This is a genomic window from Ewingella americana ATCC 33852 (assembly GCF_000735345.1).
In the GTDB taxonomy this organism is placed as follows: Bacteria; Pseudomonadota; Gammaproteobacteria; order Enterobacterales; family Enterobacteriaceae; genus Ewingella; species Ewingella americana.
On sequence record NZ_JMPJ01000065.1, the window covers coordinates 38,096 to 55,694 of the forward strand.

18 protein-coding genes and 3 tRNA genes are annotated in these 17,599 nt (G+C 53.3%); 10 read left to right on the forward strand and 11 right to left on the reverse strand.

Translation table 11 applies throughout. The features are described from left to right. The first annotated feature begins 93 nt into the window (after positions 1–93). Complete coding sequence (locus GEAM_RS14590) at positions 94–483, forward strand: DUF3461 family protein (RefSeq protein ID WP_034792811.1); 390 nt, start codon at positions 94–96, stop codon at positions 481–483. A gap of 87 nt (positions 484–570) precedes the next feature. On the opposite strand, the gene GEAM_RS14595 is transcribed toward GEAM_RS14590, so the two are convergent. From GEAM_RS14595 to GEAM_RS14605, 3 genes are read right to left on the reverse strand one after another with little or no spacing between them, the layout of a single operon-like run. Then, complete coding sequence (locus GEAM_RS14595) at positions 571–1,020, reverse strand: flavodoxin (protein ID WP_034792813.1); 450 nt, start codon at positions 1,018–1,020, stop codon at positions 571–573. 41 nt (positions 1,021–1,061) lie between these two features. Next, entirely contained in the window at positions 1,062–1,832 is a 771-nt protein-coding gene (gene truC, locus GEAM_RS14600) for a tRNA pseudouridine(65) synthase TruC (protein WP_034792815.1), read from the reverse strand. Between the two features lies 1 nt (position 1,833). After that, a complete protein-coding gene (locus tag GEAM_RS14605) occupies positions 1,834–2,157 on the reverse strand; it encodes a YqcC family protein (protein ID WP_034792816.1) in 324 nt (107 codons plus the stop codon). Positions 2,158–2,361: 204 nt separating this feature from the next. Here GEAM_RS14605 and GEAM_RS14610 point away from each other — a divergent pair, with 204 nt between their 5' ends. Beyond that, a complete protein-coding gene (locus GEAM_RS14610; protein ID WP_034793512.1) occupies positions 2,362–3,600 on the forward strand; it encodes an MFS transporter in 1,239 nt (412 codons plus the stop codon). A gap of 712 nt (positions 3,601–4,312) precedes the next feature. Here GEAM_RS14610 and syd read toward each other — a convergent pair. Further along, entirely contained in the window at positions 4,313–4,864 is a 552-nt protein-coding gene (syd, locus tag GEAM_RS14615; protein ID WP_034792819.1) for a SecY-interacting protein, read from the reverse strand. A gap of 93 nt (positions 4,865–4,957) precedes the next feature. Between syd and queF the strand changes: the two genes are divergently transcribed. The 3 genes from queF to xni all read left to right on the forward strand — a co-directional run bounded on the left by queF (position 4,958) and on the right by xni (position 8,244). Next, positions 4,958–5,803, forward strand: coding sequence for an NADPH-dependent 7-cyano-7-deazaguanine reductase QueF (gene queF / locus GEAM_RS14620; RefSeq protein ID WP_034792822.1), 846 nt, complete (start codon positions 4,958–4,960; stop codon positions 5,801–5,803). A gap of 243 nt (positions 5,804–6,046) precedes the next feature. After that, positions 6,047–7,411 carry a nucleotide 5'-monophosphate nucleosidase PpnN gene (gene ppnN, locus GEAM_RS14625; protein WP_034792824.1) on the forward strand — a complete coding sequence of 455 codons (1,365 nt, stop codon included), beginning with the start codon at positions 6,047–6,049 and terminating at the stop codon, positions 7,409–7,411. A gap of 77 nt (positions 7,412–7,488) precedes the next feature. Beyond that, positions 7,489–8,244: a flap endonuclease Xni gene (gene xni, locus GEAM_RS14630; RefSeq protein WP_034792826.1), complete on the forward strand. Its 756-nt coding sequence runs from the start codon at positions 7,489–7,491 to the stop codon at positions 8,242–8,244. An 87-nt stretch (positions 8,245–8,331) separates the two neighbouring features. Here the strand turns inward: xni and rlmM are convergent, their stop codons facing one another. From rlmM to GEAM_RS14650, 4 genes are all read right to left on the reverse strand, one after another. Next, on the reverse strand, positions 8,332–9,438 hold the full coding sequence (gene rlmM, locus GEAM_RS14635; protein ID WP_034792828.1) for a 23S rRNA (cytidine(2498)-2'-O)-methyltransferase RlmM: 1,107 nt from the start codon (positions 9,436–9,438) through the stop codon (positions 8,332–8,334). After that, the gene (locus GEAM_RS14640; RefSeq protein ID WP_034792830.1) at positions 9,431–9,826 is read right to left on the reverse strand and encodes a DUF423 domain-containing protein; all 396 of its coding nucleotides are present in this window, start codon (positions 9,824–9,826) and stop codon (positions 9,431–9,433) included. Before GEAM_RS14640 ends, rlmM begins: the two co-directional genes overlap by 8 nt. 40 nt (positions 9,827–9,866) lie before the next feature. After that, a complete protein-coding gene (locus tag GEAM_RS14645; RefSeq protein WP_034792832.1) occupies positions 9,867–10,787 on the reverse strand; it encodes a transcriptional regulator GcvA in 921 nt (306 codons plus the stop codon). 495 nt (positions 10,788–11,282) lie between these two features. Beyond that, on the reverse strand, positions 11,283–11,504 hold the full coding sequence (locus tag GEAM_RS14650) for a YgdI/YgdR family lipoprotein (protein WP_034792834.1): 222 nt from the start codon (positions 11,502–11,504) through the stop codon (positions 11,283–11,285). 251 nt (positions 11,505–11,755) lie between these two features. On the opposite strand from GEAM_RS14650, the gene csdA reads away from it, so the two are divergent. Both csdA and csdE read left to right on the forward strand, forming a co-directional pair. Beyond that, on the forward strand, positions 11,756–12,961 hold the full coding sequence (gene csdA / locus GEAM_RS14655) for a cysteine desulfurase CsdA (RefSeq protein ID WP_034792836.1): 1,206 nt from the start codon (positions 11,756–11,758) through the stop codon (positions 12,959–12,961). A 34-nt stretch (positions 12,962–12,995) separates the two neighbouring features. Then, positions 12,996–13,430 (forward strand): cysteine desulfurase sulfur acceptor subunit CsdE, encoded by a 435-nt coding sequence (gene csdE, locus GEAM_RS14660; protein ID WP_034792838.1) that lies wholly within the window; start codon positions 12,996–12,998, stop codon positions 13,428–13,430. 28 nt (positions 13,431–13,458) lie between these two features. Here the strand turns inward: csdE and tcdA are convergent, their stop codons facing one another. Both tcdA and mltA read right to left on the reverse strand, forming a co-directional pair. After that, positions 13,459–14,274 carry a tRNA cyclic N6-threonylcarbamoyladenosine(37) synthase TcdA gene (tcdA, locus tag GEAM_RS14665; RefSeq protein WP_034792840.1) on the reverse strand — a complete coding sequence of 272 codons (816 nt, stop codon included), beginning with the start codon at positions 14,272–14,274 and terminating at the stop codon, positions 13,459–13,461. 127 nt (positions 14,275–14,401) lie between these two features. Continuing rightward, positions 14,402–15,583: a murein transglycosylase A gene (gene mltA / locus GEAM_RS14670; RefSeq protein ID WP_034792842.1), complete on the reverse strand. Its 1,182-nt coding sequence runs from the start codon at positions 15,581–15,583 to the stop codon at positions 14,402–14,404. A gap of 222 nt (positions 15,584–15,805) precedes the next feature. On the opposite strand from mltA, the gene GEAM_RS14675 reads away from it, so the two are divergent. From GEAM_RS14675 to GEAM_RS14685, 3 genes are all read left to right on the forward strand, one after another. Next, positions 15,806–15,882, forward strand: a tRNA-Met gene (locus GEAM_RS14675). Between the two features lie 69 nt (positions 15,883–15,951). Then, positions 15,952–16,028, forward strand: a tRNA-Met gene (locus GEAM_RS14680). 48 nt (positions 16,029–16,076) lie between these two features. After that, positions 16,077–16,153 (forward strand) — tRNA-Met (locus GEAM_RS14685). Positions 16,154–16,294: 141 nt separating this feature from the next. On the opposite strand, the gene amiC is transcribed toward GEAM_RS14685, so the two are convergent. Further along, positions 16,295–17,545, reverse strand: a complete 1,251-nt coding sequence (amiC, locus tag GEAM_RS14690) for an N-acetylmuramoyl-L-alanine amidase AmiC (RefSeq protein WP_034792844.1) — start codon at positions 17,543–17,545, stop codon at positions 16,295–16,297. Positions 17,546–17,599 lie beyond the last annotated feature (54 nt).

The window sequence follows — 17,599 nt, forward strand, 5'->3', positions numbered from 1 at the left end:
TTATCATGGGAAACTGTGCCTTAAATCAATGATAATGGCCGTCGTTTCGCTCATTATGACAACTTCCTAGTAGAATCTAATAAAGGTGGCGCTATGTATGACAACCTGAAAAGCTTGGGTATTACGAATCCTGACGACATCGATCGTTACAGCCTGCGTCAGGAGGCCAATAACGACATTCTGAAGATCTACTTCCGCAAAGATAAAGGCGAGTTTTTTGCTAAAAGCGTGAAGTTTAAGTACCCACGCCAGCGTAAAACCATCGTGGCCGACAATGCGGGCCAAGGCTATAAAGAAATTCACGAAATCAGCCCGAATCTTCGCTATGTCATTGATGAGTTAGATCAAATCTGTCAGCGCGATCAGGTTGAAGTCGATCTGAAACGTAAAATTCTTGATGACCTGCGTCATCTGGAATCCGTGGTGGCAAACAAGATCACCGAGATCGAATCTGATCTGGAAAAACTGACCAGCGGCCGATAAGTTTTCGACGCCCGCCGAGTTCGGTTGATATAAAAAAAGGTCAGGTGATTAACCTGACCTTTTTTATTGCCGCTGCGAAAGACAAACTTACTTCAGCAGCTGACCCCATTTCTCAACCCAAGGCAGAGCCACGCTTTCCGGCTCGGCGGTCTCCATGGCGTCAATTTCCAGCAAATCGCCAAGACGCGATGCGCCCTGCTCTTGCAGCAAATCATCCATTTTATGGCCGCCGCCGCAGAAGTGGTCGTAGCTGCTGTCGCCCAGAGCAATCACGCCATAGCGTAATTCAGGCTGGTAACCGACGGTATCGCGAATAGCCGCAAACAGCGGCGCGATGCTGTCTGGCAGGTCACCCTGACCAGTGGTGGAGGTAATTACCAAGGCAAAATGGTGACGATAATATTGCCAGGCTTCCAATGTGCCTTCTTCGAACAGTTTCACCTGATGCCCCTGCTTCTTAAGAACAGTTTCAGCCTCTTCTGCTACCAGCAGCGCATTGCCGTAAACGGTGCCGACAAAAATACCAATCTCAGCCATGGTGTAATTCCCTCGTTAATCTAAAAGTCATTGAAAAATGGTTAGCTATCCTGACCGCAGTCGGCAGCAAACTCAACCCTTTCAAGTGCAGGGACACGCGCCTGCCACCCGAAACGCTCCACCAGATTTTGCCAGCGACTATCCCACTTGGCGGTGATCTCCAGCATGTCGCCAGTCACCGGATGAGGCAATTGCAGATGGCTGGCATGCAGCATTAAGCCGGGGCAGCCAAAGTGCTCGACCATGCCACGATTTTGCTTCAGGTCGCCGTGGGCGCTGTCGCCCAAAATCGGATGGCGAAGGTGAGTCATGTGGCGACGCAGCTGGTGCTTGCGGCCGGTCTCCGGTTTAAGCTCAACCAAGCTGTAGCGCGCCGTGTCGTAACGCCCAACCGGCACGGGCATTTCCACCTGCGCCAGCACGCGATAATGCGTCACCGCAGGTTGAGGGGCTTTGTCAGGGTTGGCGAACTTGTCAGCAATCTTGTCCAGCTCTTCGGTCAGAGGATAATCCAGCGTGGCGTCTTCAGCCACATAGCCGCGCACCACCGCGTGGTAAGTCTTATTCATTTGGCGAGTTTCGAGCTGCTGCGACAGCAGCCGGGCGACCTCGCTGGACAGCGCGAACAACAGCACACCCGAGGTCGGCTTATCCAGTCGATGCACGGTAAACACATGCTGACCAATTTGATCGCGCAACGTTTGCATCGCAAAAACGGTTTCATGTTTGTCCAGCCAACTACGATGAACCAACATGCCAGCGGGCTTATTCACCGCCACCAGATGCTCGTCCCGGTACAAAATTTCCAGCATGTCAGTCTTCTATATTCAGCAAATCGTCTAAGCGTTGCAGTTCGGCCAGCAAGCGGGAAGCATCAGGCAGGGCAACTTCAAAATATGGCGTAATGGCAAAGCGCGTCGGCAAATCGGCTTCTGCGGCCAATAACGCAAACATTCTTGGCACCAGCACCCATTGCAGCCACTGCTCGGCATTCATGGTGTCAACGGAGAAAGGCTCAACGCTTTCAAAGGCTTCCGCCTCGGGTGGCACTTCGCTCCACAGGTCGAGCTGACGCATAGCCTGTTCAATATCATGTAAAATTTGGCGAACCTGATTTTCTGTACTTTCTGAACTCATCGCACTCTCTCTGCATTCATTATTCGTGGGCGTCAAAGGCTCTCACAAAGTGGCAAAGCATAGCATTGAAGCCGTAAGCCCCCAACTGCCAGCTGTGCCCCCTTCTAAGCTTAAACGCTAATTCTTATCTATTCGTTTTTCATACTGGTACTTAGTGTGCTCTGCGGGCAAAATAATCCAACTTTACATAACTTGACGCTGACTATGCCTGCCCATCACTCCAAAAAAGCCCACGCCACTCCGGCAAAAGCGATGATTGCCTCCGTCACTGGCTATGCCATGGACGGTTTCGACCTGTTAATTCTCGGATTCATGCTGCCCGCTATCGCCACAGAGCTGGGTTTAACCTCCTCGCAAAGCGGCTCGCTGGTCACTTGGACCCTGATTGGTGCCGTGCTCGGCGGCGTGATTTTCGGGCCAATCAGCGATCGCTTTGGCCGCATTCGGGTTCTCACCTTCACTATTTTGATGTTTTCCCTATTTACCGGCCTGTGCGCTATCGCTCAGGGGTACTGGGATTTGCTGGCATACCGCACGCTGGCGGGCGTTGGCCTAGGCGGCGAGTTTGGCATTGGCATGGCGTTAATCGCCGAGGCGTGGCCTGCTGAGAAGCGAAACCGGGCTTCGGCTTACGTCGGCATGGGCTGGCAGCTTGGCGTCTTGCTTGCGGCCTTCCTGACACCGCTGCTGCTGGGCGTTATTGGCTGGCGCGGCATGTTCTTGGTCGGCTTACTGCCTGCCCTCGCCTCCTTCTTGATTCGCCGCACCATGGGCGAGCCAGAAGAGTTCGTCAAACATGCCAGCAAAGCGCCAACGGAATCGCTGTTCAGCCGGGTCAAATTGCTGTTTAAAGACCTGCCGACCACCAAAGCCAGCATTGGCATTCTGATCCTCTGCTCGGTGCAGAATTTTGGCTATTACGGGCTGATGATCTGGATGCCGAGCTATCTGTCGAAGAACTTCGGCTTCTCGCTGACTAAATCGGGCCTGTGGACCGCCGTGACGGTCATTGGCATGACCTTTGGTATCTGGCTGTTCGGCATGCTGGCGGACCGTTTCCCACGCTGGAAAATCTTCCTGATTTACCAAATCGGCGCGGTACTCATGGTGGTCTGTTACGCCCAGCTTACCGATCCTACGGCGATGCTGTTCGCCGGGGCGGTAATGGGGATGTTCGTGAATGGCATGATTGGCGGCTATGGCGGTTTGATATCAGACACTTATCCAGTCAATGTCCGCGCCACGGCGCAAAATATCTTGTTTAACGTCGGGCGCGGCGTGGGCGGGTTCGGACCACTGGTGATTGGCATGCTGGTGTCGCAAGTCTCCTTCACCGCCGCCATTAGCTTGCTGGCAGCAATCTACCTGCTGGATATCTATGCCACTTTATTCTTACTGCCAAAGCGCCAAGGTAAAGAAGATGCTTTAGGCGCTATTGGGTAAGGTATTGGCAAACAGATATTGAAAAGGGAACTGCCTGAGCCGCTGAACAGGGCTTGGGCAGAGAAATGCGCGATTGAAAGTAGAAGATGTTGAAAGCAGAAAATGTGAAAGCAGAAGATTGATACAAAAAGTTGGGGGCACTGTTTGCACAGTGCCCCCGGTTCGTTTTATAGCAATCCAGCTACCTAAGTGCTCCCTGCTCAATCCCTGAAAACTTTTCCTTTGGTTATCCTAACCAGCCATCCTTTGCATCGTCCAACTTTCATCCTGACGAGTCTTCCTAATATCTTCCTGATATTGATCCTTTAGTCTTCCTGACCCACTCGTTATCCTTTCCGAGCTCTCAATCTCCGTCCTGGAGGTGTCCCTTGTTTCGTCCTGAAACATCCTAGCATGCTCCGATGCTGTCCTGACTCTTCCTGAGCCTATCCCCTACTTTATGAAACAGCCATCATCCTAATGTTCTGTCTCATGTCATCCTTCGACACAGTTAGAATCGTCTATTTTGTGACGCCGAACAAGGTAGCTTGTGAGACAAATGGTAGCTAAGTAACTATCACTCACGGGTAACCACACCCTAACCCTTTGTTATTTAAAGATTGTGATAATGGGCTGAAGAAATAGCGCGAACGATTAAACGACATATCTTACAGGCCGTGTGAGAGATCTCTCACACGCGTGTGAGCCAATTTGCTTGAATCAACTCGCTGACTTAATCCGGAAAAGCAGGAGAAAGCCCTGCTAAAAACTCAGACAGCGTAGGCGCCAGTAGAGTTCGCTTCTTACTGCCGAACTGTTCCAGCACCACTTCACCACTGACATTGCACAGCGAAACCATGCTCATTTCGGAGTCAGTGGTCGCAAGGAAAATGGTCGGCGTAAGCTTAAGACGCTTCTGGGTCACCAGATGGCCAATCAGGTTTTCTTGCAGACGAGTGAAGTCTTCCGGGCTCCAAACTTGAAGCAGAGTCAGGCGCTGATCCTGCCACTTTGCCGACATATCTCCAGCAAACTGCGTGGTGTAAAACGCGTGAGCCTCGGGGCGCAGCTGCAACTCCAGCGCACGCTCGACGTTAGCTAAGGTCTCCTCAGGGCTGAAAACCTGCGTCAGCCAGTAGACGGCAGTGTCGCTGCTTTTCACAACGCACGGGGAGTCAACGCCCAGCAAATCCTCGCTCGACGGCGGGAAACCCGTCTCTTGTTGCCAAAAATCCACATAACGCTGGGTAAACTCTCGTAATGCTACAGAAACATCTGAAGCCATAAATTCTCTCATCTTCATACCGGGCTAAGTTAAACTAGCGTGAAAGGTTTTCTCAAATTCTATTGTACCCAGAACTTAGACTAAGGTGACAGCATGTCCTTATATCAGGATAACCCCGCCCTCTCGCAGCTTACATTGGGCAAATCGACGCCTTATCGCGACCAGTATGACGCGTCGCTGCTGCAAGCCGTTCCGCGCAGCATGAACCGTGAGCCATTGGGGCTGTTCCCCGACACTCTGCCATTTCACGGCGCGGATATCTGGACACTCTACGAATTGTCCTGGCTCAACGATAAAGGCCTGCCACAGGTGGCGGTGGGCGAAATCAGTCTGAATGCCAATAGCATTAATCTGATCGAATCCAAAAGCTTCAAGCTCTATCTGAACAGCTTCAACCAGACCAAATTCGCTAGCTGGGATAAGGTTTTAGAGACACTAACGCATGACCTCAGCGCCTGCGCCGAAGGAGATGTCAGCGTCACCCTTACTCGCCTTGAAGAAGTGGAAGGCAGTCCGGTTGGCCGCTTTACCGGCGAGTGCATCGACAACCAAGACATCACCATCGACAACTACGAATTCAGCACCGACTATCTGGCAAATGCCGCTGGTGATGAAATTGTTGAAGAGTCGCTGGTCAGCCACTTGCTGAAATCCAACTGCCTGATCACCCATCAGCCCGACTGGGGTTCGGTGCAAATCCAATACCGTGGGCCGAAGATCAACCGTGAAGCCTTGCTGCGCTATCTGGTTTCCTTCCGCAATCACAATGAATTTCACGAGCAGTGTGTTGAACGTATCTTCAACGACATCATGCATTTCTGCGCGCCTGAAACATTAGCGGTTTATGCTCGTTACACCCGTCGCGGCGGTTTAGACATTAACCCGTGGCGATCTAACTTCCCGTTCACGCCTGCAACTGCTCGCCTTGTCAGACAATAATGCGAGATGCCGCTCAAGAACTGAGCTAACAGTCAGCTTGAGTTGGTAAAAGCCGGAGGACGAGGTTACTGTTAATTCTGAAGGCGTTACGCGGCGTATCTCATCGTCGCGGCGCTTTCAGAATCAGCTAAATATTCCTGCCATCAGGATCCGGCACGCCGCAAAAAGCGAGATCCCAAAAATCATGTGCAGCCTTTCTGCCGGCAGAAGTGAATACCGCCCATCGGGCGTAAAGGAGCAACTTTGATCACACATATCAGCCCATTAGGCTCAATGGATTTGTTGTCGCAGTTGGAAGTCGACATGCTCAAGCGCACTGCGAGCAGCGACCTGTACCGCCTGTTCCGTAATTGCTCACTCGCCGTGCTTAACAGCGGCAGCCAGACTGATAGCAGTAAAGAGCTGCTCGATCGCTACGAAAGCTTCGATATCAATGTGTTACGCCGCGAGCGCGGCGTGAAACTGGAGTTAGTGAACCCACCGGAAGATGCCTTTGTCGATGGCCGGATCATTCGCTCCCTGCAAGCCAACCTGTTCGCCGTGCTGCGCGATATCCTGTTTGTAAACGCGCAGATCGCCAACAATAATCGCTTCGAAAACTTCGACAAAGAGAACTCCGTTCACCTGACCAACATGGTGTTTTCCATCCTGCGCAACGCCCGCGCGCTGCATCTGGATGAAGACCCAAACATGGTGGTTTGCTGGGGCGGCCACTCTATTAATGAAGTGGAATACCAGTATGCGCGCAACGTCGGCAGCCAATTAGGGCTGCGCGAACTGAACATCTGCACCGGCTGTGGTCCGGGCGCGATGGAAGCACCGATGAAAGGCGCGGCCGTTGGCCACGCGCAGCAGCGCTATAAACTTGGCCGCTTTATCGGCATGACCGAGCCTTCCATCATCGCGGCAGAGCCACCTAACCCACTGGTCAATGAATTGATCATCATGCCAGATATCGAAAAACGCCTTGAGGCTTTTGTTCGTATCGCGCATGGCATCATCATCTTCCCTGGCGGCGTCGGCACGGCCGAAGAGCTGCTGTATTTGCTAGGTATTTTGATGAATCCGGAAAACAGCGACCAAGTGCTGCCACTGATCCTGACCGGGCCGAAAGAGAGCGCCGACTACTTCACCGTGCTCGACGCCTTCATTAAAGACACGCTGGGTGAAGAAGCCCGCAAGCACTACACCATCATCATTGACGATCCGGTGGAAGTGGCTCGCCAAATGAAACGCGCGATGCCTTTGGTGAAAGAAAACCGTCGCAACAGTGGTGATGCTTACAGCTTCAACTGGTCGATTCGTATCGCGCCAGACCTGCAAATGCCGTTTGAGCCAAACCATGAAAATATGGCCGCGCTGAATCTCTACCCGGATCAGCCGCCAGAAGAGCTAGCAGCCGCGCTGCGCCGTGCCTTCTCGGGGATTGTTGCGGGTAACGTGAAAGAGTTCGGCATCCGCGAAATCGAGAAACATGGTCGCTTCAAGCTGCACGGCGACCCGGCATTAATGAAGAAAATGGACAGCCTGCTGCAAGGTTTCGTCGCCCAGCACCGTATGAAACTGCCGGGCAGCGCCTATATTCCTTGCTATGAAATCTGCGCCTGACGCCAAGTGAGGCTCAGATTTAAGGGAAACGTAGGGCGGCGCGAGTCGCCCTATTTATTGATGGAATCAATCTGACTATGGCTATACATCTGCTAATTATTGACGCGCTGAATCTCATTCGCCGCATCCATGCAGTTCAAGGCTCCCCCTGCTTACTGACCTGCCAAAACGCCGTGGGCCAGCTGATTCAACACGTGCAGCCAACCCATGCCGTAGCCGTGTTTGATGAAGACGATCGCAACGACAGCTGGCGTCACCAGTGTCTTCCTGACTATAAGGCCGGGCGCTCGCCCATGCCGGATAACCTGTTTGCCGAGATGCCGAGCCTGAAAGAGGGCTTTGTCGCGCGCGGCGTGGCCTGCTGGCACTCGGCGGGCAATGAAGCCGATGATTTGGCCGCCACACTCACCGCAAAAGTGGCGGGCAGTGGGCATCAGGTGACCATCGTGTCGACCGACAAAGGCTACTGCCAGCTGCTGGCACCTAATGTGCAAATCCGCGATTACTTCCAAAAGCGCTGGCTTGATATGCCTTTCGTGCAAGAGACGTTTGGCGTATTGCCGCAGCAGCTGACCGACTATTGGGGGCTGGCGGGCATCAGCAGCAGTAAGATCCCCGGCATTCCCGGCATCGGCCCCAAGGCGGCAGTCACCCTGCTCTCCCAAGCTGGCAGTCTGGACGCGCTGTATGACAACCTCGAGGCTGTACCAGAGAAGTGGCGAGCCAAGCTGCTCGAGCATCGCGATTTGGCTTACGCCTGCAAGCGCGTTTCCACGCTGCAAACCGATTTAGCCCTCAGCGGCAACCTGCAACAGCTGCGTTTGCCTGGCTGATGTCGCGCCCATAAAAAACGCCGGGCTGCGTCAACACCGGCGTTTTTATCATTATGGCCCTAAACCAGACTTAGGCCGGAGCACTCATCAATGGTCGCGCTCGTCGCGACGCCCACCCACGGCAGCCCAGAAACGGCGCACGTGTACCGTGACTTCTTCGCGGTCGTGGTAGAGCTGCTTGGCGAAGATCTCGGCGTTAATGCCGTTTTCTTGCAGACGCTCTTTCATGCGTTCGAGAATGTTCGACACTTCCTCATAACGCTTTTTCATCGGCAGCTTCAGGTTGAAAATGGTTTCGCGGCACCAGCCGTTAATCAGCCAGTCACCCATTAAAGAAGCCACTTTCGCTGGCTTCTCAACCATGTCACACACCAGCCAGTAGTTTTTGGTACTGGTCGATTTGTAGCGGAAGCCGTCTTCACGCAAATGAATAACCTGCCCGGTTTCCATCAGGCTTGGCGCCATCGGGCCGTTATCAATCGCCGTCACCATCATGCTGCGCTGCACGAGCTGGTAAGTCCAACCGCCGGGGCAGGCCCCGAGGTCTACCGCGTACATGCCGCTGGCGAGACGCTCATCCCACTCGTCGGCAGGAATAAAGACGTGAAACGCCTCTTCCAGCTTGAGGGTTGAACGGCTTGGCGCTTCGGATGGGAATTTCAAACGCGGAATACCCATGTAGAACGGCGAGTTGTTGTTGCTGTAGGAGTAGCCGACATAGCAGCAGCCCGATGCAATAAAGAAGACGTGGACCACCGGGCGCAGAGGGTTCTCTTTCTTGCCCAAGATGCGCTGTTCGCGCATGGCAGAGCGCAGCGGCACGGTGAGCTTACGGCAGAACTTGGTCAGCTCTTTGCTTTCATTGGTGTCAGGCACTTCGACGCGCAGCTCACCGCCGTTAGTGATAACCCCGTGCAGCATGCCGACGATTGGCGAAACGCGATCTTCCGGCGGCAAGTCTTTCAGCAGCTCACCTACCACAATCAGCTGGCGAGCAAAAATCAGCTCGCGGAACGGCAAGTCGCGTGCCAGACGGTCGGCGTCTTCCGGCTGATAGCATTCAAACAGCACATAACCACTGTCTTCTTTCACGCGGGCAAAGCCGAAGATTTCCATCTGGGCGGCTTTGGCGGTAATTTCGGCTGCGCACTCTTTTTCGAACCCAGAGCGGCAGTAGAGAGCAACTTTATTCATGGCGTTTTGCCTTATTATTCAGACGCAAAGCGCCGATCAACATCAGTATCCAGCCGATCAGGAAGAAGGTCCCGCCGATCGGAGTGACAAATACAAATAATCTTAAGTGGGAGAGTGCCAGACAGTAGAGGCTGCCACTAAACAGCACCGTACCCAGCGCCAGACAGGCGCTGCTCCAGTAGAACCACAGGTTGCGCTGGCGCTGCATCGCGACGCCAAGCACTAACACCGCCAGAGTGTGGACACTCTGGTAGGTCAAACCGGTTTGGATCCAAGCCATTTCGGCTGGCCCCAAAGATTTACTCAATATGTGTGCGCCGAACGCACCAAAGGCAACATAGACAAAGCCGCTGATGGCGGCAAAAATCAACATTGAACGACTGGTCATGGGACGTTACCTGTTCTCGTTGTTAGTGGGTGATTCACGTTCAAGCCTGATCGTATCGAAAGCGTAGTTTTTCTTGTTCACTGGCCGCCCGCGCCAGTATCCACTGACGAAAGGCGGCTATTTTACCCAGTTCTGCCTGACTGTCATGACAAACCAGATAAAAAGCATTTTTACTGATTAACACCTCGTTGAAGGGGCAAACCAGACGCCCTGCTTCAATCTCGGTTTGCGCCATCACGTTGTTGGCCAGAGCGATGCCCTGCCCGTGAACCGCGGCCTGAACCACCATGGCGCTATGGCTGAAAATCGGCCCTTGCTGCACATTAATATGCTGCAAGCCGAGCTGTTTGGTGTAAGCCAGCCAGTCGCGGCGCGAAGCATCATGCAACAGCGTGTGATGAGCCAAATCTTCCGGCAGCTTCAGCGGCTTATCGCCGAGCAGCAGCGAAGGCGCACAGACCGGCAGCAGATATTCAGCATATAAACGCTCGGCGCGCAGCCCCGGCCAGTTTCCGCGACCGTGGAAAATCGCCACATCCACGTCGTCGGCCAGTTTATCCTCTTCTCGGTCAACGGCTTGAATACGAACGTCAATTCCCGGATAAGCTGAGTTAAAGCCAGACAAACGCGGAACCAGCCACTGAATAGCAAAACTTGGCGGCAAACTGACGGTCAACGCGCCTTTAGCACTTCGTGCCTGAAGCTTACGCGTTGCCTCATTGAGAGCAGAGAATATCTCTTTGATATCCAGATAATAACTCTGCCCTTCCTCGGTCAAGAGCAGTGAGCGGTTGCGGCGACGAAACAGTTTTAAGCCTAAAAAGTCCTCAAGTGACTTGATCTGGTGGCTTACTGCCGCTTGCGTCACGAATAGCTCTTCCGCCGCTTTAGTAAAACTAAGGTGGCGTGCCGCTGCGTCAAAAACGCGCAGAGAGTTGAGAGGTGGTAAACGTTTTGACATTGAGTGGATACTTATTATTCGCCGGTCAGCAAAGCGCTTCACCGTGGATTTTACTATTAGTTTTTTTAATCCGAGACATTATAAATTGTCCGTTGAGGATGTACAGGCAAAAACCTATAGTGGCGCCACTTCCTAGGCCGGAACGAAAAGTAGATTGGTATGAGGATGCTGAAATACTTTTGGCTTGTGGTTGTGATGTTGTGTTTGCAATTGTCTGGCAATCCAGACGCGTAGCTTGAATGCTACAAATTTTCACTTCCTGTACATTACCCTGTCTGTCCAAAGTGATTTTTTAGCACCGCATTTTGCGGTGCTTTTTTTTGCCTGTCGATAGCATTCTGCGTGAACCCACAACCTTTACAGAACGCTCAGGCTTTACCTAGCCTATAAAAGAACAAAACCGGCAACATCCGAAGATGGCCGGTTCTGTCGATGGGCATTCTCATGCCACATTCAGTAAGAGCGCTTCCCGCAGTGGAAAGACTCGACTAAGGATTAGTTACCTTTAGCCATCTCTTTCACTTCAGCTTTATTGATCTGCTGTTTGTTGCCATAAGCATCGGTATAGCTGATCATACCGGTATCGTCATCGGTACTTGGCTTCCCTTCTGCAACAATTGTACGACCATCATTGGTGTGCATAACATAGTTGCTTGAACACGCAGCAAGAGTACAAGTCAGCAGTACAGCTGAAACAACGGCGGCGATCTTTTTCATCATAGACTCCTTGTTATACCCAAAGTTTTGGCACTGCTGAAAGTCACGTTACAGTGCCAAGTACGAAGGGGATAGATTAAAATGCTTTAGTTGCCAGATAAGTCATCTGACTAATTCTTCTAGCCTTCGTAATTCAGCATAACAAGCTTCTGGTATATTTCCACGGTAACCATTCCTAAAATGAATAAATGCGGAGTACCAGCGGGGAGAATTTTCATGTTTGTCAGCCGATCCAAGAGATTTACTTCACTATGACCGATTTCGACTTTGCCGCTTTTCGTGAGAATTTTCCGTCACTTACCAACGACCAGTGCTATCTCGATAGCGCCGCAACCGCGCTGAAGCCGCAAACTGTAATTAATGCAACTTTAGAATTTTATTCTCAAGAAGGTGCGACGGTTCATCGCAGTCAGCACCGCGCTGCGCAATCTTTAACCGAAAAATATGAGCAGGCGCGGTCGCGCGTCGCACGGCTGATCAATGCGCCAACAGCAGAAAATATCGTCTGGACCCGTGGCACCACCGAGTCGATTAATCTGCTGGCGCAGAGCTATTTTGCCCCGCGCTTACAGCCGGGCGATGAGATTATTGTCAGTCAGGCTGAGCATCACGCCAACCTGATCCCATGGCTGATGCTGGCCGAGCGCTACCAAGCCAAAGTGGTGACTCTCCCCCTTGATGCACAATTCATGCCTGATGCCGAAGCTCTGCCGGCGCTGCTCAACAGCAAAACGCGTTTGGTGGCGATTGGGCAGATGTCCAACGTTACCGGAGGCATGCCCCAGCTCGAGCGCATTATCAGTTTGGCCCATGCCAGTGGCGCTCTGGTGGTGGTAGATGGCGCGCAGGGCGTGGTTCACAGCCCGGCAGACGTGCAGGCGCTGGACATCGACTTCTATGCTTTCTCCGCCCACAAGCTTTATGGCCCGACCGGCATTGGCGTGCTGTATGGCAAAACCGAGCTGCTTGAGGCGATGCAGCCTTGGCACGGCGGCGGGAAGATGCTGACTCAAGCCTCGATGCAGGGCTTTACGCCGCAGAAGGTTCCCCAGCGTTTCGAAGCTGGCACGCCGAATATTGCGGGCGTTATCGGCTTTGACGCCGCGCTTGAATGGCTAGAAACTATTGATACGGCTGGCGGCGAAAAGTACGCACAGCACTTGGCTACGCTGGCGGAACAGCAACTGGCGCAGCTGCCGGGCTTTCGCAGTTTCCGCTGCCAAAACGCCTCTATATTGGCTTTTGATATTGCCGACGTACACCACAGCGACTTGGTCGCACTGCTGGCCGAGCAGGGTATCGCGCTGCGCGCCGGGCAGCACTGCGCACAGCCGTTGATGGATGCCATGGGGGTCAGTGGCACATTACGCGTCTCATTTGCGCCTTATAATACGCAAAATGATGTGGAGCGCCTGATTGCTGCGGTGAAATACGCCCTTGAGCTTCTCGCCGATTAACCCGTTGATATTAAGCTGAATAAAGAGAATTAACATGTTAGCGCCCCACCCTTTTGGACATGAGATAACTTCCCAGTCGCTGTCTGAGACCTTTTCCGGCCTGCGCCAGTGGGAAGACCGTTATCGCCAGTTGATCCTATTGGCGAAGAAGGTTCCGGCCTTAGATCCCCAGCTGAAAACTGCCGACATCGAGCTTTCGGGTTGTGAAAATCGGGTATGGCTTGGGGGCGAGCTGGAGGAAAACGGTGGAATGCACTTCTACGGCGACAGCGAAGGCCGCATCGTCAAGGGCCTGCTGGCGGTGATACTGACCACGGTGGAAGGCAAGACGCCAAAGGAGATCTTGCAGACTGACCCTCTGGCGCTGTTCGACACCTTAGGGCTGCGCGAGCAACTGAGCACCAGCCGGGCCAGTGGCCTTTCCGCCCTCGCCGCTGGCGTCTTGGCTCTCGCTCGCCAATACGCCTGACTGACTGGCTTTACGCCATAAAACAGACTTACGCGGCGGCCTGCTGGCGCTGCGCCTTAGCCATCATCTTCTTCAACACGTGCGACACGGCAACAAAGCCGAAGGTGGCGGTCACCATGGTGGCTGCGCCAAATCCGGACGCACAGTCCATCCGCTTCGGCCCTTCTGCCGTGGCCCGTGACGCACAGACGCTTCCGTCGGCCTGCGGGTACATCAGCGGCTCACTCGAGAACACGCAGTCAATTCCCAGCTTACCTTTACTGTTTTTCACCACGCCAAAATCGTTCTTCAGGCGCTCGCGCAGTTTTGCCGCCAGCGGGTCTTGAATGGTTTTCGCCAGATCGACGACCGCGATTTGGGTTGGGTCGATTTGACCGCCTGCCCCGCCGGTGGTGACAACCGGGATTTTGTAGCGGCGGCAGTAAGCCAAAAGCGCGGCTTTGGGGCGCACACTGTCAATGGCATCAATGACATAGCTGTAATCGCGGTTCAGCATTTCCGCCACGTTTTCTGGCGTAATGAAATCATCAATGCAGGTGACTTTGCACTCAGGGTTAATCGCCAAAATGCGCTCGGCCATGACTTCGGTTTTCGCCTGCCCGACATTCTCACGCAGCGCGTGAATTTGGCGGTTGGTGTTGGTCACGCAGACATCGTCCATATCAATCAAGGTGATAGCGCCGATACCGGTACGCGCCAATGCTTCGGCGGCCCATGAACCCACCCCGCCAATACCGATAACGCAGACGTGAGCCTGTGAGAACAGCGTCAATGCCTGCTGGCCGTAAAGGCGCGCGGTGCCGCCAAAACGCTGTAAATAGGCATCGGAGTAAGCTGCTGTCATGACGGATTAACCTCTGTACTTGCTTTAAAATTCAAGGGAATAGCTTCTAGATTGGAAAAACAAAGCAGCCCGGAGGCTGCTTTTGATGGACTATTTTAACTCAATTAGGCGCGAAGCCGAAATAATGCTACTTCAGCAGGAAGGAACCGCCGTTGCTGCTCGCCGCCGGAGCTAACGTGGTGGTTGGGCCAGATGACCCGCCAGCCGCGTTATAAGCAGTAAACAGCGGCTGTCCGCTCTGTGCTGATTTCAGCACCCAGACGCGACCATAGTGATTATAGAAGCCCGCCGAGTGGCCTGCATCAGAGCCAATCCCTTGATACATATCGAAATGCTGGCCTTTGATTGCCCCGCCGACATCCAGCGCTACCATCAGGCGCATGTGATATTTGCCGGTGAATTTACCCTTATTGTCTAACTCAGGCACTTCCGCCAACAAGGTAGAACCGGCCGGAATAAGCGAACGGTCAGAAGCCACAGAAGCTTTAGCAATCAACGGGATACCGCTCGCACCGCGCACCGGAGTGAAAGGTTCTGGCTTGAAGAACACGAAAGACGGGTTCTGCTCAAGCAGCTCACGCACTTGTGCTTCGCTGTGAGTATCAGCCCACTGGCGAATCGCCTGCATCGACATGTTTTCACGCGCCACTTCGCCCCGGTCAATCAGCACTTTGCCGATACTGCGGTATGCGTGGCCGTTTTTGCCCGCATAGCCAAAGAAGGTTAATGGGCGGCCATCGCCATAATCCACATAACCACTGCCCTGAACTTCCATCATGAAGTTGTCCATCAGCGAGTTGGTGTAGGCAATGACGTAGTTATCGCTCAGCGCGCCGGAGTAAATTGAAGCGCGATCCGGCAGGCGGCCGCGTTTTGGCGGCATGCGATATAAAGGATATTGGAACTCGCCCTGACGGGTGTAGCGCGCCTGAAGCACCGGCGTGTAGTAGCCGGTCAGCTGCACATTACCGAAGTTATCAGCGCCCTCCATCTGATAGGCGCTGATGCCGTACTGGCTGAGGGTACGGGTATCGGCACCGGCGCGGAGCCACTGCTCCACGGCTTGGAATGTCGTGTTATTTCTGCCATAAAGCGCGGAAGAGGCATATTGCACTTCCATCACCTGATTGGCGTAATCTTTGGCATTTACCGGTTTGCCCGTGGCGTTCGGCTCATTCACATACTCGAGCGCATTCTCCAGTCGACCATCTTTATACTGCTGCCCGCGATCGGTCGGTCTGGATGAACAGCCCGCCAATATCGCGATGACCAGACCACTCAGCAGATATTTACTCCAACGTCCTTTCATTATTGCCGCGCTCTCTTGCTTTCAGGGGGGAAACCACCGGCAAAACGATAACAAACGCCCTATCAGAAAGGAATTGTCACCTTCGAAAAAAATGAATTCGGTCAAGCTGTTTAAAAACGCAGCAGAGTGTATAAAAAGCAGTTAAACAGGCGGTTTATCACATTAATTTGGAAAAAAGGGTTGCACGAAATCTCATGCAGCGTATAGTTCGCCCTCATCGGACGCGGGGTGGAGCAGCCTGGTAGCTCGTCGGGCTCATAACCCGAAGGTCGTCGGTTCAAATCCGGCCTCCGCAACCAACTTAATGCTGAAGTAAAAGCTTAAGTGGAATGAAAGACTTACCGATGAAGCAGTACAGCAATGACGGACGCGGGGTGGAGCAGCCTGGTAGCTCGTCGGGCTCATAACCCGAAGGTCGTCGGTTCAAATCCGGCCTCCGCAACCAATTGCAGTATGGATGGGTAGTAAAAAAGCAGTACATTGTAGTGACGGACGCGGGGTGGAGCAGCCTGGTAGCTCGTCGGGCTCATAACCCGAAGGTCGTCGGTTCAAATCCGGCCTCCGCAACCAACTACAAATCAGCATAAAAGAAAGAACAACAGACACCTTAACGGGTGTTTTTTTGTTTCTGGCGTCTGAGAATTTTATCCGCCGATCAAAAAAGGCCAGCGACCTTCACCGCTGACCTTCTTCTCTCCAAGCCTCGGCCCATTACCTTCTGACCGACATGCCGCCATCGGCAAAATAAGCCTTGATGCCCGCCAGTATTGATTCCGCCACCTTTTGCTGGAAGTGGCTGGTCTTGAGCTTTCGCTCCTCTTCCACATTACTGATAAACGCCGTTTCCACCAGAATGGAAGGAATATCGGGCGCTTTCAGCACGGCAAAACCGGCCTGATCCACCTTGTTCTTATGCAGATGGTTGATTTTGCCCATCCGCGTTAGCACCTCTTTGCCAAACTTCAGGCTGTCGCTGATGGTCGCGGTCTGTACTAAGTCGAACATGGTGTGGTCCAGATAGCGGTCGCCGCTTTTGCCGACGCCGCCGATTTGGTCAGACTCATTCTGCGTCTGCGCCAGAAAACGCGCTGCGGCGCTGGTCGCCCCTTTGGTCGATAAGGCGAAAACCGAAGAGCCACGGGCGGCGCGGTTGGTGAAAGCATCGGCGTGAATCGAGACAAAAAGGTCAGCCCGCAGCTTCCTCGCCTTAGCGACACGGACTTTTAGCGGGATGAACACGTCTTCATTGCGCGTCATAAACACCTTCATGTTCGGCTCGCGCTGGATCAGTTTTTGCAACTTGCGGGCGATCAGCAGAACGATATCTTTCTCACGCGTCTTATATTTGCCGATGGCTCCCGGGTCTTCCCCGCCATGTCCCGGATCGAGCATGATAATCAGCGGCCGCTCGCGCCCCGCCTTGCCATCTTTGGCGGTCTCTGGCGGCAGAGTTCGCGCCACATCGCCCTTGTTGTAATCTTCCAGCAATGCCAATAGCGGATCATCCTCCGCGCTCACGGCCCCTTCTTGTGGGTAGAGATCTACCACTAAGCGATTGTGGATCCCAGCAACTGGCTTGAGGGTGAAAACGTGCGGGTTAATCTGTTTTTTCAGCTCCATCACCAGCCTGACCGTCGTTTTATCAAACTGGCCTACGCGGGCCTGTTTGATAAAAGGATCATTTTGCTGGATCTGCTTACCCACGCCGTTAAGCACGCTATTAAGGTGTACACCTTCAATATCGATAACCAAACGATGGGGGTTGGTAAGGGTGAAATGCTTATATTTCAGCGGGGTACTGGATTCTAGCGTCAGGCGAGTATAGGAAGAAGCGGGCCAAACGCGCACGGCAACCACTTGTGAACTGGCGGCGAAACCCACCCGGCTGACGCTGAGCATCCACGAAGCAGCTACGCTTTGTAACAGGCGTCTTCGGCCCAAATTGTGATTATCGTCAGTCATGCAGTCTCAAAGGTAAGGGCTCGAAAATGAGCAAAAAACAGAACAGCCAAAAGG

What these genes read in the sequence shown, in the direction of transcription:
- truC (WP_034792815.1), bottom strand. Translation starts at nt 1,832, where the DNA reads ATGCTGGAAATTTTGTACCGGGACGAGCATCTGGTGGCGGTGAATAAG.
- syd (WP_034792819.1), bottom strand. Translation starts at nt 4,864, where the DNA reads ATGGCTTCAGATGTTTCTGTAGCATTACGAGAGTTTACCCAGCGTTAT.
- GEAM_RS14640 (WP_034792830.1), bottom strand. Translation starts at nt 9,826, where the DNA reads ATGACCAGTCGTTCAATGTTGATTTTTGCCGCCATCAGCGGCTTTGTC.
- csdE (WP_034792838.1), top strand. Translation starts at nt 12,996, where the DNA reads ATGTTAGCGCCCCACCCTTTTGGACATGAGATAACTTCCCAGTCGCTG.
- GEAM_RS14645 (WP_034792832.1), bottom strand. Translation starts at nt 10,787, where the DNA reads ATGTCAAAACGTTTACCACCTCTCAACTCTCTGCGCGTTTTTGACGCA.
- rlmM (WP_034792828.1), bottom strand. Translation starts at nt 9,438, where the DNA reads ATGAATAAAGTTGCTCTCTACTGCCGCTCTGGGTTCGAAAAAGAGTGC.
- mltA (WP_034792842.1), bottom strand. Translation starts at nt 15,583, where the DNA reads ATGAAAGGACGTTGGAGTAAATATCTGCTGAGTGGTCTGGTCATCGCG.
- tcdA (WP_034792840.1), bottom strand. Translation starts at nt 14,274, where the DNA reads ATGACAGCAGCTTACTCCGATGCCTATTTACAGCGTTTTGGCGGCACC.
- csdA (WP_034792836.1), top strand. Translation starts at nt 11,756, where the DNA reads ATGACCGATTTCGACTTTGCCGCTTTTCGTGAGAATTTTCCGTCACTT.
- GEAM_RS14590 (WP_034792811.1), top strand. Translation starts at nt 94, where the DNA reads ATGTATGACAACCTGAAAAGCTTGGGTATTACGAATCCTGACGACATC.
- GEAM_RS14650 (WP_034792834.1), bottom strand. Translation starts at nt 11,504, where the DNA reads ATGAAAAAGATCGCCGCCGTTGTTTCAGCTGTACTGCTGACTTGTACT.
- GEAM_RS14595 (WP_034792813.1), bottom strand. Translation starts at nt 1,020, where the DNA reads ATGGCTGAGATTGGTATTTTTGTCGGCACCGTTTACGGCAATGCGCTG.
- GEAM_RS14605 (WP_034792816.1), bottom strand. Translation starts at nt 2,157, where the DNA reads ATGAGTTCAGAAAGTACAGAAAATCAGGTTCGCCAAATTTTACATGAT.
- xni (WP_034792826.1), top strand. Translation starts at nt 7,489, where the DNA reads ATGGCTATACATCTGCTAATTATTGACGCGCTGAATCTCATTCGCCGC.
- queF (WP_034792822.1), top strand. Translation starts at nt 4,958, where the DNA reads ATGTCCTTATATCAGGATAACCCCGCCCTCTCGCAGCTTACATTGGGC.
- amiC (WP_034792844.1), bottom strand. Translation starts at nt 17,545, where the DNA reads ATGACTGACGATAATCACAATTTGGGCCGAAGACGCCTGTTACAAAGC.
- GEAM_RS14610 (WP_034793512.1), top strand. Translation starts at nt 2,362, where the DNA reads ATGCCTGCCCATCACTCCAAAAAAGCCCACGCCACTCCGGCAAAAGCG.